Annotated in this window: 14 protein-coding genes; 3 read left to right on the top strand and 11 right to left on the bottom strand. The window is 66.6% G+C overall.

Annotated features, from left to right (window positions below; translation table 11 throughout):
• Window positions 1-4: 4 nt before the first annotated feature.
• The 4 genes from BLW05_RS19090 to BLW05_RS19105 are packed head-to-tail and all read right to left on the bottom strand — an operon-like array spanning window position 5 to window position 4,571.
• Window positions 5-754 carry an SDR family NAD(P)-dependent oxidoreductase gene (locus BLW05_RS19090; RefSeq protein WP_093165058.1) on the bottom strand — a complete coding sequence of 250 codons (750 nt, stop codon included), beginning with the start codon at window positions 752-754 and terminating at the stop codon, window positions 5-7.
• A gap of 55 nt (window positions 755-809) precedes the next feature.
• Window positions 810-1,817, bottom strand: coding sequence for a transketolase family protein (locus BLW05_RS19095; RefSeq protein ID WP_093165059.1), 1,008 nt, complete (start codon window positions 1,815-1,817; stop codon window positions 810-812).
• Window positions 1,814-2,674 (bottom strand): transketolase, encoded by an 861-nt coding sequence (locus tag BLW05_RS19100; protein WP_093165061.1) that lies wholly within the window; start codon window positions 2,672-2,674, stop codon window positions 1,814-1,816. Before BLW05_RS19100 ends, BLW05_RS19095 begins: the two co-directional genes overlap by 4 nt.
• A gap of 37 nt (window positions 2,675-2,711) precedes the next feature.
• A complete protein-coding gene (locus BLW05_RS19105) occupies window positions 2,712-4,571 on the bottom strand; it encodes a TRAP transporter large permease (RefSeq protein ID WP_256330385.1) in 1,860 nt (619 codons plus the stop codon).
• A 192-nt stretch (window positions 4,572-4,763) separates the two neighbouring features.
• Here BLW05_RS19105 and BLW05_RS19110 point away from each other — a divergent pair, with 192 nt between their 5' ends.
• Window positions 4,764-5,666 (top strand): LysR substrate-binding domain-containing protein, encoded by a 903-nt coding sequence (locus BLW05_RS19110; RefSeq protein WP_093165062.1) that lies wholly within the window; start codon window positions 4,764-4,766, stop codon window positions 5,664-5,666.
• 3 nt (window positions 5,667-5,669) lie between these two features.
• Here BLW05_RS19110 and BLW05_RS19115 read toward each other — a convergent pair whose 3' ends face one another.
• The 5 genes from BLW05_RS19115 to BLW05_RS19135 form a co-directional block, all read right to left on the bottom strand.
• On the bottom strand, window positions 5,670-6,344 hold the full coding sequence (locus tag BLW05_RS19115) for a protein-L-isoaspartate(D-aspartate) O-methyltransferase (protein ID WP_177142722.1): 675 nt from the start codon (window positions 6,342-6,344) through the stop codon (window positions 5,670-5,672).
• A gap of 27 nt (window positions 6,345-6,371) precedes the next feature.
• Complete coding sequence (locus BLW05_RS19120) at window positions 6,372-6,599, bottom strand: CDGSH iron-sulfur domain-containing protein (RefSeq protein WP_093165065.1); 228 nt, start codon at window positions 6,597-6,599, stop codon at window positions 6,372-6,374.
• A 127-nt stretch (window positions 6,600-6,726) separates the two neighbouring features.
• Entirely contained in the window at window positions 6,727-7,713 is a 987-nt protein-coding gene (locus BLW05_RS19125) for a tripartite tricarboxylate transporter substrate binding protein (protein ID WP_093165067.1), read from the bottom strand.
• 47 nt (window positions 7,714-7,760) lie between these two features.
• Window positions 7,761-8,906 carry a CaiB/BaiF CoA transferase family protein gene (locus BLW05_RS19130; protein WP_093165069.1) on the bottom strand — a complete coding sequence of 382 codons (1,146 nt, stop codon included), beginning with the start codon at window positions 8,904-8,906 and terminating at the stop codon, window positions 7,761-7,763.
• 14 nt (window positions 8,907-8,920) lie between these two features.
• Window positions 8,921-9,868 carry a hydroxymethylglutaryl-CoA lyase gene (locus BLW05_RS19135; protein WP_093165070.1) on the bottom strand — a complete coding sequence of 316 codons (948 nt, stop codon included), beginning with the start codon at window positions 9,866-9,868 and terminating at the stop codon, window positions 8,921-8,923.
• Between the two features lie 108 nt (window positions 9,869-9,976).
• Here BLW05_RS19135 and BLW05_RS19140 point away from each other — a divergent pair, with 108 nt between their 5' ends.
• On the top strand, window positions 9,977-10,927 hold the full coding sequence (locus BLW05_RS19140) for a LysR family transcriptional regulator (protein ID WP_093165072.1): 951 nt from the start codon (window positions 9,977-9,979) through the stop codon (window positions 10,925-10,927).
• A 33-nt stretch (window positions 10,928-10,960) separates the two neighbouring features.
• Window positions 10,961-12,082: a patatin-like phospholipase family protein gene (locus BLW05_RS19145; RefSeq protein WP_093165073.1), complete on the top strand. Its 1,122-nt coding sequence runs from the start codon at window positions 10,961-10,963 to the stop codon at window positions 12,080-12,082.
• A gap of 14 nt (window positions 12,083-12,096) precedes the next feature.
• Here the strand turns inward: BLW05_RS19145 and BLW05_RS19150 are convergent, their stop codons facing one another.
• Entirely contained in the window at window positions 12,097-12,519 is a 423-nt protein-coding gene (locus BLW05_RS19150; RefSeq protein ID WP_256330386.1) for a PaaI family thioesterase, read from the bottom strand.
• A 25-nt stretch (window positions 12,520-12,544) separates the two neighbouring features.
• Window positions 12,545-13,270 carry an IclR family transcriptional regulator gene (locus BLW05_RS19155; protein WP_256330387.1) on the bottom strand — a complete coding sequence of 242 codons (726 nt, stop codon included), beginning with the start codon at window positions 13,268-13,270 and terminating at the stop codon, window positions 12,545-12,547.
• Window positions 13,271-13,381 lie beyond the last annotated feature (111 nt).

The following is a 13,381-nucleotide window of genomic DNA, read 5'->3' on the forward strand; positions in this document are numbered from 1 at the left end:
CCGATCAGTGGATCAACATGCCGCCGTTGACGTCCAGGGTGATGCCGGTGCAGTACTTGGAAAGCGGGCTCGCCAGGAAGACCACGCAGCCGGCGACGTCGGCCGGTTCGCCGATGCGGTTCAGCGGGATCTGGTCCAGGATGCCCTGCTTGCGGTCGTCGGGGATCAGGCCCTTGTTGATGTCGGTTGCGATGAGGCCCGGCGTGATGCAGTTGACGCGGATGCCATCGATGCCGAATTCGCGGGCCATCGCACGCGCCAGGCCCAGCACGCCGGCTTTGGCCGCCGAGTAGTGCGGGCCGCCCAGAATGCCGCCGCCGCGCTGCGCCGACACCGACGAGATGCAGACGATGGAGCCGGTCTTGGCCGCGCGCATCGCCGGCAGCACGGCCTGCGACATGTAGAGCGTGCCGCGCAGGCTCACGTCGAGCACCGCGTCGTAGTCCGCGCCGGTGATGTCGGCCGTCTTGCGCGGCTGGGTGATGCCGGCGTTGTTGACCAGGATGTCGATGCGGCCGCATTGCTCCACGGCTGCCTTGGCGGCGCGTTCGCAAGAGGCCTTGTCCGTGACATCGGCCACCAGGCCCACATGCTGCGGACCGAGCTTGGCGGCGGCGCCCGCCGGGTCGGCGCGTTCGAGGTCGAGGATCACGACGCGGGCGCCTTGCGCCGCCAGCATGCGTGCGGTGGCGAAGCCGAGTCCGTTGAGGCCGGCGCCGCCGGTGATGAGGGCTACTTTGTCTGCGAGAAGCATGTCGATCTCCAATGAAGGGTTGTGGTGTGTTGAATGAAAGGGTCCGGCCGGGGCTTCAGCCCAGCCACTTGCGGATGCGGTCGGCGAGCGCCTCGCGGCTGATGCCGTAGCGCTCGTGCAGGGTGGGCAAAGCGCCCGCGTCGAGGAAGGCATCGGGCAACCCGGCGAGCTCGAAGCCGGCCGGCTGCACCCGATGCCGCAGCAGCGCGCTGGCGACGGATTCGCCCAGTCCGCCGATGACGGAGTGGTTCTCCGCGACGACCACGAGGCGATGCTTGTAGCGGACGGCTTCGACGATGGCGGCCTCGTCGAGCGGCTTGATGGTGGGGCAGTGCAGCACGGCCACGCCGACGTTGTCGGCAGCCAGGTCCTGCGCGACTTCGAGCGCACGCATCGTCATGAAGCCGCTGGAGATGACCAGGACGTCATTGCCGTCGCGCAGCATCTTGGCCTTGCCGAGCTCGAACTTGTAGTCGTACTCGTCGAGCACCAGCGGCACGTTGCCGCGCAAGAGGCGCATGTAGACAGGCCCCTTGTGGGCTGCGATCTGCGGCACCGCCTGCTCGATGTCGAGCGCATCGCAAGGATCGACGATCGTCAGCCCCGGAATGCCGCGCATCATCGCGATGTCCTCGGTCGCCTGGTGGCTGGGGCCGTAGCCGGTGGTCAGGCCGGGCAGCGCGAAGCACATCTTGACGTTGAGGTTCTCCTCGGCGATGACCTGGTGGATGAAGTCATACGCGCGCCGCGTTCCGAACACCGCGTAGGTGGTCGCAAAGGGCACCAGGCCTTCCTTGGCCATGCCGCCAGCTGCGGCGAGCAACAGTTGCTCGGCCATGCCCATCTGGTGAAAGCGGTCCGGGTAGGCCTGCGCGAACAGGTGCAGGTCGGTGTACTTGGCCAGGTCGGCGGTCATGCCGACGATGTCCGGACGCTGCGCGCCCAACTCGACCAGTGCCTTGCCGAAGGGCGCGGCCTTGACGCGCTGCCCTTCGGAGGCGATCGAGGCGATCATCGCCGAGGTGGTGAGGCGCGGCTTCTTTTCCGCAACGACGGTGTTCATGCGAGTGCTCCTTCGGTTTGTTGGGCGGCCGACCAGCTGTCGTCCAGGATCTGCAGCGCTTGCTGCCACTCGGGTGGGTCGACGCGGATGAAGTGGTTCTTCTCGCGCTGCTCGAGAAAGGGCACGCCCTTGCCCATCAGGGTGTCGAACAGGATCACGCGCGGCTTCGCCTCGGGCAGGTCGCGTGCGTTGCCGAAAGCCTTCAGCACCGCCTGCATGTCGTTGCCGTCCACGCGTTGCACGTCCCATCCGAAGGCCGCCCATTTGTCGGCCAGCGGCTCGAAGCCGAGCACCTTGCTGGAGGGGCCGTCGGCCTGCTGGTTGTTGATGTCGACCAGGCAGATGAGGTTCGACAGCCGGTGATGCGCAGCGCCCATGGCGGCTTCCCACACCGAGCCCTCGTCGAGCTCGCCGTCGGACATCGAGACGTAGACGAAGGCCGGGTTCTTCTTCTGGCGCAGGCCGAGCGCCATGCCCACCGCGATCGGCAGGCCCTGGCCGAGCGAGCCGCCCGACATCTCCATGCCCGGGGTGTAGGTGGCCATGCCCGACATCGGCAGGCGGCTGTCGTCGCTGCCGTAGGTCTCGAGTTCGCTCTCCTGGATGATCCCGCCTTCGATCAGCGCCGCGTAGAAGGCGATGGCGTAGTGGCCATGCGAGAGCAGGAAGCGATCGCGGCCTTCCCACTCGGGCTCGTCGGCACGGTAGTTGAGCGCATGGCCATAGGCCACGGCCAGCACATCCGCCCACCCGAGCGCCTGGCCGATGTAGCCCTGGCCCTGGACCTCGCCCATGCGCAGGGCAAAGCGGCGGATGCGGTAAGCCCGCTCGCGAAGATTCGTCGTCAGATCAGACATGGGAGTCCTTGTGTTGAAAGTCGGTGAGGGGAGGGGCTCAGAGCAGCCCGATGGAGAACCAGGGCACGAAGGCCACGATGAGCAGGCCGATCAGCAGCGCGCCGAGATACGGCCAGATGCGGCGCAGGGCGACGTCGGGGTTGGCGCGGCCGATCGTGCAGGCGGCGTAGTAGCCCAGGCCGAAGGGCGGCGCGAAGAGGCCGATGCCCATGGCCAGGATGATCACCATCGCGTAGTGCACTTCATGCACGCCGATCGCCTTGGCGACCGGGAACAGCAGCGGCGCGAAGAGGACCATCGCGGGGATGCCTTCGAGCACGCTGCCAAGCACGATGAAGGCCGCGATCGACACCAGCAGGAAGCCGTACTTGCCGCCCGGCACGCTGGTCATGAGGTCTGCCAGGCTGTGCGAGAAGCCCGATTGCGTCAGTGCCCACGACATGCCTGTTGCGGTGCCGATGATGAAGAGGATCGCGCCGGACAGGGCCGCCGTATCGACCAGCATCGGATAGAGACGGCGCCAGTCGAAGCGGCGATAGATGAACAGGCCCGCGACGACGGCGTAGGCAATGCCGATGGTCGACACCTCCGTGGCGGTCGCCACGCCTTCGACCACGGCGGTGCGGATCAGCACCGGCAGCAACAGCGCCGGCAACGAGATCAGCAGCGTGCGGCCGATGACGCTGAAGGGCGCGCGCTTCAGGCCGTGCGCAATTTCTGCGCTGCGATAGCGGGCCAGCAAGGCCAGCATCACCGCCAGTACCACGCCCGGCAGCAGGCCGCCGGTGAATAGCGCGCCGATCGAGATGCCCGCGACCGAGCCGATGGTGATCAACACCAGCGAAGGCGGCACGGTCTCGGCCATGGCGCCGGATGCAGCGAGCAGCGAAATCAGTTCGCCTTCGTCGTTGCCGCGCTTCTTCATCTCCGGCAGCAGCACAGGGGCCACGGCGGCCATGTCGGCCGTCTTGGCACCCGAGATTCCGGACACCAGCAGCATCGCCCCGAGCAGCACGTAGTTCAGGCCGCCCCGCACATGGCCCAGCAGCGAAGCCAGGAAGTCGACCATCGCCTTGGCCATGCCGGTCATTTCGACCAGGTGCCCGAGCAGGATGAACAACGGCACCGCCAGCAGGATCAGCGAGCTCATGCCCTCGTCGATGCGGCCGCTGACCACTGCCAGTGGCGTGGACGTCACGCAGAGCAGGAAGGCCACCGTCGCCATGCCGAAGCAGAACGCGATCGGCACGCCGAGCAATACGCCGGCGCCCAGCAGCAGCGCGAAGAAGATGACGAGGTTCCAGTTGCCGACCGACTGCAACCAGCCCGAGCCGAAGTAGAGCGCGATGGCGAGCGCCGCGATCGTGGCCGCCACGCCGACGAGATCGGCGATGCCGACGCGGGTCAGGCGCAGCAGGCCGAGGGCAATCATCAGTGCGGCGCCGGCAGGCACCGCCGCGGCGCGGATCGTGTTCGGCCACGACAGGGCCGGCGTCTGCACGATCCATTCGTCGGCTGCGTACTCGGTCATCGGACCGATCAGGATCACGAGCATCAGGCAAGGCACCGCGATCGCCAGGGTTTCCGCCCAGGCCCTGGCCCGAGGGCCCCAGCGCGACACCAGCGCGGTGGTGCGCATGTGCGAGCCGCGGCGCAAAGCGACGGCCGCGCCCAGGTTGGCAAGCCAGAGGAACAGGATCGACGCGAGTTCGTCGGCCCAGGGAATCGGGCTGTTGAAGATGAAGCGCATGATCACGCCCGCCAGCAGCACCACCACTTCGCCGACGACCAGCGCGGCGGCGGGAATCTCGATGGCGTGGCCGAGCCACGATTCGGCGCGCGCCAGCAGGGAATCGTCCGGGTGCACGGGGTGTGCTTCGAGCAGCGCGGTGCTCACTTCAGGCTCCCGACACGGGCTTGCGGCATGGCGCGACCTTGGGCCGCATGGGTGGCATGGTTCGGCATCTCGCTTGTCTCCTTGAACTTGTGGATCGGTACGGATCGATGTTCGGCGCGCAGGCACTTGACGACAAGCGAAGAGTTGTCAGCCTAAGATGACAGGAATTCATCTGACCTGAGGGTTCCCCCGATGGCTTCCATTCCTCCCTTCGTAAACCTCCAGGCTTTCGAGGCCGTGGCCCGTCGCCGCAGCTTTGCGCTCGCTGCTGCCGAGTTGCACCTCACCGCTTCCGCGATCAGTCATCAGGTTGCGCGGCTCGAATCGCAACTGGGCGTGCGCCTGTTCGAACGCAGCGCGCACGGCGTGCGTCTGAGTGCAGCGGGCGAGCAATACCTCTCGCGCGTGAGCGGCGCGCTGCACGCGATCGGCGCGGCGAGCGACGACCTGCGCCTGGGTGTGCGCAACAGCCTCTATGTGCACTCCACGCCCAGCTTCGCGAGCCTGTGGCTGCTGCCGCGCCTGCCCGCCTTTGCGCAGGCGTACCCCGACATCGCGCTCAACCTGTCGGCCGCGCACACCCACAGCGACTTCGCACTCGGGCAGGCGGACATCGACATTCGCTACGGCGTGCCGCAGTGGCCCGACCTCGTGATCGAACCACTGTTCGAGGAACAGATCGTGCCGCTGGCGAGTCCCGCCTTCATTCGCCAGCACCGCCTCAAGCGGCCGGAGCAGCTGCTGGAGGTTCCGCTGATCCAGAGCAACGTCAGCGTGGTGCAGTGGTCGGACTGGTTCAAGGCCCACACCAACAAGCGCGCACCCGAACGCTTCGCCCTTCGCTTCGACCGCGCGATGATGTCGCTCGACGCCGCTGCGCAGGGCCTGGGCGTGGCCCTGGAGAGCTACACGATTGCGGGACGGCACATGGCCGAGGGAAAGCTCAAGCCCATCCTGAGCCTGGACAAGGCCGTGCGCGTCAAGGCGCACTTCGTCGTGTACCCGGCGCGCCATGCGAAGCGCGCGCCGGTCGAGGCGTTCCTGTCATGGCTCCACGGCGAGGCTGCAAGCACAGGGCCGCGCCCTGCAGCCTGAAGATCACGGAAAGGCAACGTCCTCGAGCGTCGAGAAAAGAACCTGGAAGATCTCCCTCGTCGTGACCGAACCCTGCGCGTCCTTGCGGAGCTGGATGAGTTGCTGCGCGTCGGGCAGGCCGGCGGGTATCACCATCGTGCCGCCCGGCTTCAACTGGTAGATCAGCGCCGGCGGAATCAGCTCGGGAGCGGCCGTCACCATGATCTTGTCGAATGGCGCATGTTCGGGCCAGCCATGGCAACCGTTCCCGACCCTGATCTCGACGTTGTCGCACCCCTGGTCGGCCAGTCGATGCGCGGCCTGCTCGGCCAGTTCTTCGATGATCTCGACAGTGAAGACGCGGTGCGCGAGTTCCGACAGGATGGCCGACTGGTAGCCCAGTCCCGTACCGATCTCGAGCACCGTGTCGGTCGGCTGCACGCCGAGCAGGTCGGTCATCACGGCGACGATGAAGGGTTGCGAGATCGTCTTGCCATAGCCGATTGGCAAAGGTGTATCGACGTAGGCATAGGGCCGCAGTTCGAGCGGCACGAACGCGTGGCGCGGCACCGTGGCCACGGCGTTCATGACCCTCGGATCCAGCGCCGCCTTGTCCAGATACGTGGTCGAGAACACCGTCTTGGCGGCGATCTCGGCCAGCATGCGCTGCCGCAGCATCGTGAAGTCGGGTTCGCTCATGGTGCCTTCCGGCATGCCGGGACGGGCCTATTCGCTCGGCGTGCGAATGTTGGGGAACGCGTGAGCCATCTCCTTGCGTTGCATATCGGCGTCGTACCAGCAGAGCGCGCCTTCCTGTTCATCGCGCGTCAGCTTGTGCGTGCCGTCGCAGAAGGGCTGGCTCGCCGACAGGCCGCAGCCGCAGATGAATTTCGTCTCGCCGCCGATGTCGACCGGATAGGGCTTGCTGCGCGTGCGCATGACCAGTCTCGCCATGATTGCCTCCACAAGGTTGGACGCGGCGAAGACGCGTTCAACCGGCAATTTGAGCAAAGCGCGCCGGCAACTTCAACCCGGAGACCCTGATGGGCAAGGAGGCACTCGGCCGGGCCGGGCCTCCGGCTCATTCCAGCGTGACATTCGCCTTCTTCACCAGCCTGGCATAGCGTTCCTGCTCGGACTTGAGGAACTTGCCGGCTTCTTCCGGTGTGTTCAGGATCAGGACGTCGTCGCGTTTTGCAAAGCCGGCCTTGACGTCGGGATCGTTGAATGCGGTGGCAAATGCATCGTGGAGGCGCTTGACCTGTGCCGGCGGCAGGCCCTTGGGGCCGATGACTGCAAACCAGCCGGCGACATCGACGCCCGGGAACCCCTGTTCGGCGATGGTGGGCACGTCGGGCAGCGATGGCACGCGTTCCTTGCCCATCACGCCGATGGGCCGCAGGGCGCCGGACTTGATCTGACCCTGCACGGCGGCGACAGCGCCCACGCCCATCTCGACCTGGCCGCCCACGATGTCGGTGATCATGGGTCCCATCCCCTTGTAGGGGATATGGCGCGCCTTCACGCCCGCTTCATCGACGAACATCTCGCCGGCGAGGTGAATGATCGTTCCGTTGCCCGAGGACCCGTAGTTGAATTCGCCCGGCCTGGCCTTCATCAGGGCCTGGAGTTCCTTCGCATTTTTGGCGCTCACCTTGTTCGGGTTGACGACCAGCACGAACGGCGAGCCGCCCACGATGGTGATGGGCGTGATATCCGCGAGGCTGTCGTAAGGCAGCTTCTTGAAGACGCTCGGATTGACCGAGTGATTGTTGGAGACGACGGAGATCGTGTTGCCGTCCGGCGCCGCCTTGACCAGGTTCTGCGTCCCCGTGATCCCACCGGCACCGGGCTGGTTCTCGATGACCACCGGCTGCCCGTCGAGCGCCTTCGTGAGCGCGACCTGCGCGGAGCGGACGATGACGTCCACGCCCGATCCGGCGCTGACGGGCAGGATCACGCGCAAGGGCATGGAGGGCTGGGCGGCTGCAGTGCCGGCGAAGCTGGCGGCCAGCGCTGCGGCGCCGAGCGCGAGCAGCGAGCGGCGGCCAATGGTCTTGAAATGCATGTCTGTCTCCTTCTGATGGGTATGGAACGAATGGCGGAACTGGCGCGTCACGCCGCCTTCTTCAGCCGGGCGAGCACCTCTTCGGTGTGTTCGCCGATCCTGGGCAGCGGCATGCGAACGCCGGGGCGACGGCCGCCCATCGTCAGGGGCAGCAACACCACCTCGGTGCTTCCGCCGTCGTCCGTCGTCATCGGGACGAGACCACCGCTCTGCTTGAGATGGGGGTCGTTCACCAGTTGCTCGGGCCGGGAGATCGGGGCGTAAGGGATGCCTGCGGCCTCCAGCTTCGAGGTCAGCTCGCCGACACGATGGTTGGCCAGGATGGCGCCAAGTTCCTCCAGCAGTTGAGGACGCACGGCCACGCGCGCCGCGTTGTCGGCGTACTCCGGACGGGCCGGCAGGTCGGTGCGTTCCAGCACGCGGCACAGCGTGTTGAACTGCTTGTCGCTCACCGCGCCGATGAACAGTTGATCGCCATCCGCGAGCGAGAACACGTCGTAGACGCTCCACGCCGACACGCGCGAAGGCATCGGCGGCGGCGGCTCGCCGGTCATGAGGAACTGCTGCATGTGCTGCGAAGACAGGAACACGCAGTTCTCGAACAGCGCGCTCTGCACCTCCTGCCCGCGGCCGGTGCGATCGCGCTCGCGCAGCGCCGCGAGCACGCCGATGGCGCCGAACATGCCGCCCATGATGTCGTTGACGCTGGTGCCGGCGCGAAGTGGTCGACCCACCGGCCCCGTCATGTACGAGAGCCCGCCCATCATCTGCACCACTTCATCGAGCGCCAGCCGCTTTTCGTAGGGGCCGGGCAGGAAGCCCTTGTGGCTCACGCAGATCAGGCGCGGGTACTTCTTCGACAGCGTCTCGTAGTCGAGGCCGAGTTCGCTCATGAGGCCGGGACGGAAGTTCTCGAGCACCACGTCGCAGCTTCCGGCCAGTTCGGCAGCGGTCTGGCGGCCGGCTTCGCTGGTGATGTCCAGCACCACGCTCTTCTTGTTGCGATTGAAGCTGCGGAAGAAGCCGATGCCCAGGCCCGGCAGCTTGCGCGTCTTGTCGCCGCCCGGAGGCTCGACCTTGATGACCTCGGCGCCGAGGTCCGCGAGGATCATCCCGCAGGTGGGGCCCATCACCATGTGGGTGAATTCGAGGACGCGGATGCCGGCGAGCGGCAGGGTGTTGTCTTGGTTCATGGTGTGGAGGGAGGTCAGGCGGTTGCAGGGGTCGCGAAAGTCCGGGGCAGCCCGGCGCGCCAGAGCGTGCCGTGCGTCGGCTCGCCTTCGAGCCAGCCAGCCACCTTGGCGCGCAGCGTCAGCAGCGCGGGAATGTCCAGGCCGGTATCGATGCCCATGGCTTCCAGCATGAACGCGAGGTCTTCGGTGGACGCGTTGCCGCTCGCGCCCGGCGCGTGCGGGCAGCCGCCGATGCCGGCGAGCGAAGCGTCGAAGCGGCCGACACCCAGTTGCAGCGCGGCGTGCACATTGACCAGCGCCAGGCCGCGCGTGTCGTGGAAGTGCCCGCAACAGAAGCGGTCGCCCGCGATCTTCAGCGCCTTCTCGAACAGACGGCTGACCGAGGCCGGATCGGCATAGCCGACGGTGTCCGCCAGACTCACGCGGTCGGCGCCCGCGTCCAGCAGCGCCTGCATCAGGCGAAGGACTTCGGTCTCTTCGACGTGCCCCTGGATCGTGCAGCCGAACGCGGTGCCGACCCCGCCTTCGATCAGCGTCTTCCTGCCCGCGGCATCGCGCGCGGCGCGGATGCGGCCCAGTTCGGCGACCACGTCGTCCGGCGTCTTGTGCAGATTGGCGAGGCTGTGGGCGTGACTCGCCGAGAGCGGCAGGATCATCAGGTCGGCGTCGCCGTCGAGGGCGCGTTCGGCGCCGCGCAGATTCGGAACGAGCACGGATGCGAACAGGCCCGGCAGCGTCTTCGCATAGGCAAGGACTTTCTCGGTGTCGGCGAGCTGGGGCATCAGCTTGGCCGGCACGAAGGATCCAACCTCGATCTCTGTTTGACCGGCTTGCACGGCGTCACGAAGCCATTCGCGCTTGTGTTCGGTCGAGACGACGGTGGCAATGCTCTGCAGGCCGTCGCGAAGACCGACTTCGCGAATGACGACCTTTCGGGGCAGGGAAGCGAGGGGGGCTGTCATGAGGCGTGTCTCCGGTGGTCCAGCTGTTTGCCGAACTTTAGAGTTGCCCGTGTCGCTGGTGAAGCGATAAATTGTCGAGTTTGTATTTCCAATCGGGAAAGTCTGACCATGCGCGACCTGGACCTCACGACATTGCGGCTGTTCGTGGCCGCCTGCGATCACCGCAACATCGCCCGGGCGGGGGAGCAGGAACACATCGGCTCGTCGGCGATCAGCAAGCGGCTGGCCCAGTTGGAAGCGCAGGTGCATGCGCCGCTTTTCGAGCGTCACCGCCGCGGCGTGGTGCCGACGGCCGCAGGCGAAATCCTTCTCGAACACGCACGCGCCATGCTGGCCACCGCGGACAGGGTCGCGCGGGACATGGCTGCCTACCGGCATGGCATCAAGGGGCAGGTTCGCATGCTCGCGTCCGTGTCATCGATCACCGAGTCGCTGCCCGATGACATCGCCACCTTCCTGCAGCGGCCCGAGCATGCGCAGATCCGCGTGGACATCGAGGAACGCAACAGCGGCGAGTTGGTCAGCGCGCTTCGCGAAGGCCTGGCGCCCGTGGGCGTGTGCTGGGACGCCGCGGACCTGGAGGGACTGCAGACCCGGCCCTATCGGGGCGACGAGCTTGGCATCGTGGTGCACGCGGACCATCCCCTGGCCAGGCTCAAGGCCTGCACCTTTGCCCAGACACTGGACCACGACCACGTGGGCCTGCCGGCCAACACGGCAGTGCATACGATGCTCGCCCGTGCCGCTGCGATCATCGGCAAGCCGATCTTCTATCGGGCCGTCGTCTCGACATTCGATGCGTCGCTGCGTTGTGTTGCAGCCGGACTGGGCCTTGCGGTGGTTCCCAAGCAGATCGCGGAGATGTCGCGGGACCCTGCGCGAACCAAGGTGGTCACGCTCAAGGAGGCGTGGGCGAAAAGGCGATTCGCCATCTGCTACCGGGACTTCGATCAGCTCTCTCCTGCGGCGAGACTGCTGGTGGATCACCTGAGCGCGTCGCCGGTACCCACTTCAGGTCTACCCAGACTGGTGGATGCGCGCAAGCGGCGTGGGTCCTAGCCTGTCCTCTTCAACGATCATTGGAGAAGCGCCATGGCATTGAGCGACGAGGCCAGGAAGGAGGGCATCGCACTCGCCCTGTCCGGTGGGGGATTCCGCGCCGTGCTGTTTCATGTCGGGGTGCTCCGGCGCCTCAACGAACTGGGTGTGCTGGCCAGGCTCGCGCGCATCTCCAGCGTGTCCGGCGGGTCGATCACCGCGGGCGTTCTCGCGCTGCACTGGTCGCGTCTGCGCTTCGACGCCAACGCACAGGCCTCGAACTTCATCGACGAGGTCGAGGCGCCACTCCGGGATTTCTGCTCCCGGAACATCGACGTCGGCTCGGTCATTTCCGGCGCGCTCAATCCTTTCCGGTCCGCGGGCGAGGAGGTGGCGAACGCGTACCGCAAGTACCTGGGCATGGGCGCGTCGCTGCAGGATCTGCCGGACGCGCCGCGCTTCGTGTTCAACGCCACCAACTATGCGACCGGCGTGAGTTTCCGATTCTCGAAGCCCTTTGCCGGCGACTACCGCATCGGGCTGATCCGCCAGCCCCAGTTCGACGTCGCGACGGCGGTCGCCTGCTCCAGCGCCTTTCCGCCGGTGCTCGCGCCGATCGAGCTGGACGTGGACCCGGGGCTGTTCGAGAAGACCGATGGGGCCGACCTGTGGCCGCAGGAGGATTTCCGCCGCCGCCTGCTGCTTGCAGACGGCGGGGTCTACGACAACCTCGGGCTCGAGACCGTGTGGGGTCGCTACACCACCGTGCTGGCGAGCGACGCGGGCAAGCCGTTCGAACTCGATGCGGGCATGGCAAGCCTTGCACCCAAGCAGATCTTCAGGGTCATGGACATCGGGCTGAACCAGGCGCTGGCGTTGCGCAAGCGCATGCTGATCCGGGAGTACGAGCGCAAGACGGTCGCTGGGGCGTTCTGGGCCATCAATACGCCCATCGGGGACTTCGAGGCACCGGGCGCGCTACCCGTTGCTGCGGAGAAGATCACCGATCTCAGCAGCATCCGTACGCGCCTGGACCGGTTCACGGAGCAGGAGCAATGCGAGCTGATCAACTGGGGCTATGCGGTCAGCGACGCGGCAGTCCGCGCCCGGGCGCCGGAGATCGTCACGCACCCGCTGCCCGCGGCGCTGCCGTATGCGCGCTTCCCGCTTCAATGACGTGGGCGCCGTTCCTAGCCGACGATCTTCTGCACGCTCGAGCCGCGAAGCAGCTCCGTCCCACCCGACTCGATGGCGCCATCGACGAACACCAACGAGTTCGTCGCCCTCGTGACCCGGGCGCGGGCTTCGAGGAACTGCCCTTCGCGCGCCGCAGCGAGGAACTGCGTGTTGAGCTGCACCGTCACGCATGCGCGCCTGCCGACGGCCTCCCAGGCGACGGCGCTGACGACGTGATCGAAGAGCGCGCAGAACCCGCCTCCATGTACGAAGCCCGCCGGATTCAGATGTTCTGGCGTGGCAAGAATGCCGTAGGCCCAGCCGTCGTTCTCTTTTCGGGTCCAGATGGGGCCGATGCGGTCTGCGAAGCCACCCAGCGAGCGTTGCTTCCAGCCGGCTGCTTGCAGTGCTTCCATTCGCTCAGGCAAATCGTTCATGTCCGCTTTCAAACGTGGTTCGCCGTCACTGCGCGAGGCCCGCAGCCTCCTCCTGCATGTCCGTCGCCAGGGCTTGCACTTTTGACGCAGTCAACGTGTCCGCCACACCCAGCGCGGCAATCGCGTGCGTCACGCGGCGATGCGCATCGAGGATCGGAACGGCCAGAACCGAGATGCCGCTGATGTAGTTGCCACGATCGATGGCGAACCCCTTGCGCTGGACCGCTTTCACTTCCTTCAGCCAGGTCTCGAACAAAGGCGGGTTCTCCCAGTGCAGCGACTTGAACTGGCGGGCGAGCTCGCTATCGCTCAAGCCCGCGTAGTGGGCGACGATCCGCCCGGTCGCGCTGGTGAGGGCGGGCACCCTGCTGCCCACTTCCACATACAGGCGGAACGGCCCTCGTGACCGCGCCAGGGCCAGCACCACGAGGTCGTCGAGGCCGGAGACCTTCATCCCGATCGTGGTGACGTTCCACCGCTCGGCAATGCGGTCGAGCGCGCTCTGCACACGCATGGGGAAGGGGTTGTTCTCCACCACGCTGCGCGCGAGGGACAGCACGCCGACATCGAGGCTGTATCGCTTCGTCCCGGCCTCGACCTTGACCATTCCTTCTTCGACCAGAACGCGAAGGATGTGAAGGCAGGTGCTCGTCACCAGATCGAGCTCCTCCGAGATCGCCTTGAGCGTCATCGGCTCGGCGTTCGCGGCCAGCAACCGAAGGATGGCGAGCGCGCGGGAAACCGCAGGCACGGGGCGAACGCGAGGGCCTTTGACGGGCGGAGATGCAGGTGCTGCGACAGGCATGGGAATGGCGGATCACGAGGTTGGCGAAGCATACGACGCTTTGTTGCGCGCACCCCT

This window comes from Variovorax sp. YR216 (genome assembly GCF_900107745.1).
In the GTDB taxonomy this organism is placed as follows: domain Bacteria; phylum Pseudomonadota; class Gammaproteobacteria; order Burkholderiales; family Burkholderiaceae_C; genus Variovorax.

What these genes read in the sequence shown, in the direction of transcription:
- BLW05_RS19115 (WP_177142722.1), bottom strand. Translation starts at nt 6,344, where the DNA reads ATGAGCGAACCCGACTTCACGATGCTGCGGCAGCGCATGCTGGCCGAG.
- BLW05_RS19095 (WP_093165059.1), bottom strand. Translation starts at nt 1,817, where the DNA reads ATGAACACCGTCGTTGCGGAAAAGAAGCCGCGCCTCACCACCTCGGCG.
- BLW05_RS19090 (WP_093165058.1), bottom strand. Translation starts at nt 754, where the DNA reads ATGCTTCTCGCAGACAAAGTAGCCCTCATCACCGGCGGCGCCGGCCTC.
- BLW05_RS19140 (WP_093165072.1), top strand. Translation starts at nt 9,977, where the DNA reads ATGCGCGACCTGGACCTCACGACATTGCGGCTGTTCGTGGCCGCCTGC.
- BLW05_RS19150 (WP_256330386.1), bottom strand. Translation starts at nt 12,519, where the DNA reads ATGAACGATTTGCCTGAGCGAATGGAAGCACTGCAAGCAGCCGGCTGG.
- BLW05_RS19145 (WP_093165073.1), top strand. Translation starts at nt 10,961, where the DNA reads ATGGCATTGAGCGACGAGGCCAGGAAGGAGGGCATCGCACTCGCCCTG.
- BLW05_RS19130 (WP_093165069.1), bottom strand. Translation starts at nt 8,906, where the DNA reads ATGAACCAAGACAACACCCTGCCGCTCGCCGGCATCCGCGTCCTCGAA.
- BLW05_RS19120 (WP_093165065.1), bottom strand. Translation starts at nt 6,599, where the DNA reads ATGGCGAGACTGGTCATGCGCACGCGCAGCAAGCCCTATCCGGTCGAC.
- BLW05_RS19100 (WP_093165061.1), bottom strand. Translation starts at nt 2,674, where the DNA reads ATGTCTGATCTGACGACGAATCTTCGCGAGCGGGCTTACCGCATCCGC.
- BLW05_RS19110 (WP_093165062.1), top strand. Translation starts at nt 4,764, where the DNA reads ATGGCTTCCATTCCTCCCTTCGTAAACCTCCAGGCTTTCGAGGCCGTG.
- BLW05_RS19125 (WP_093165067.1), bottom strand. Translation starts at nt 7,713, where the DNA reads ATGCATTTCAAGACCATTGGCCGCCGCTCGCTGCTCGCGCTCGGCGCC.
- BLW05_RS19135 (WP_093165070.1), bottom strand. Translation starts at nt 9,868, where the DNA reads ATGACAGCCCCCCTCGCTTCCCTGCCCCGAAAGGTCGTCATTCGCGAA.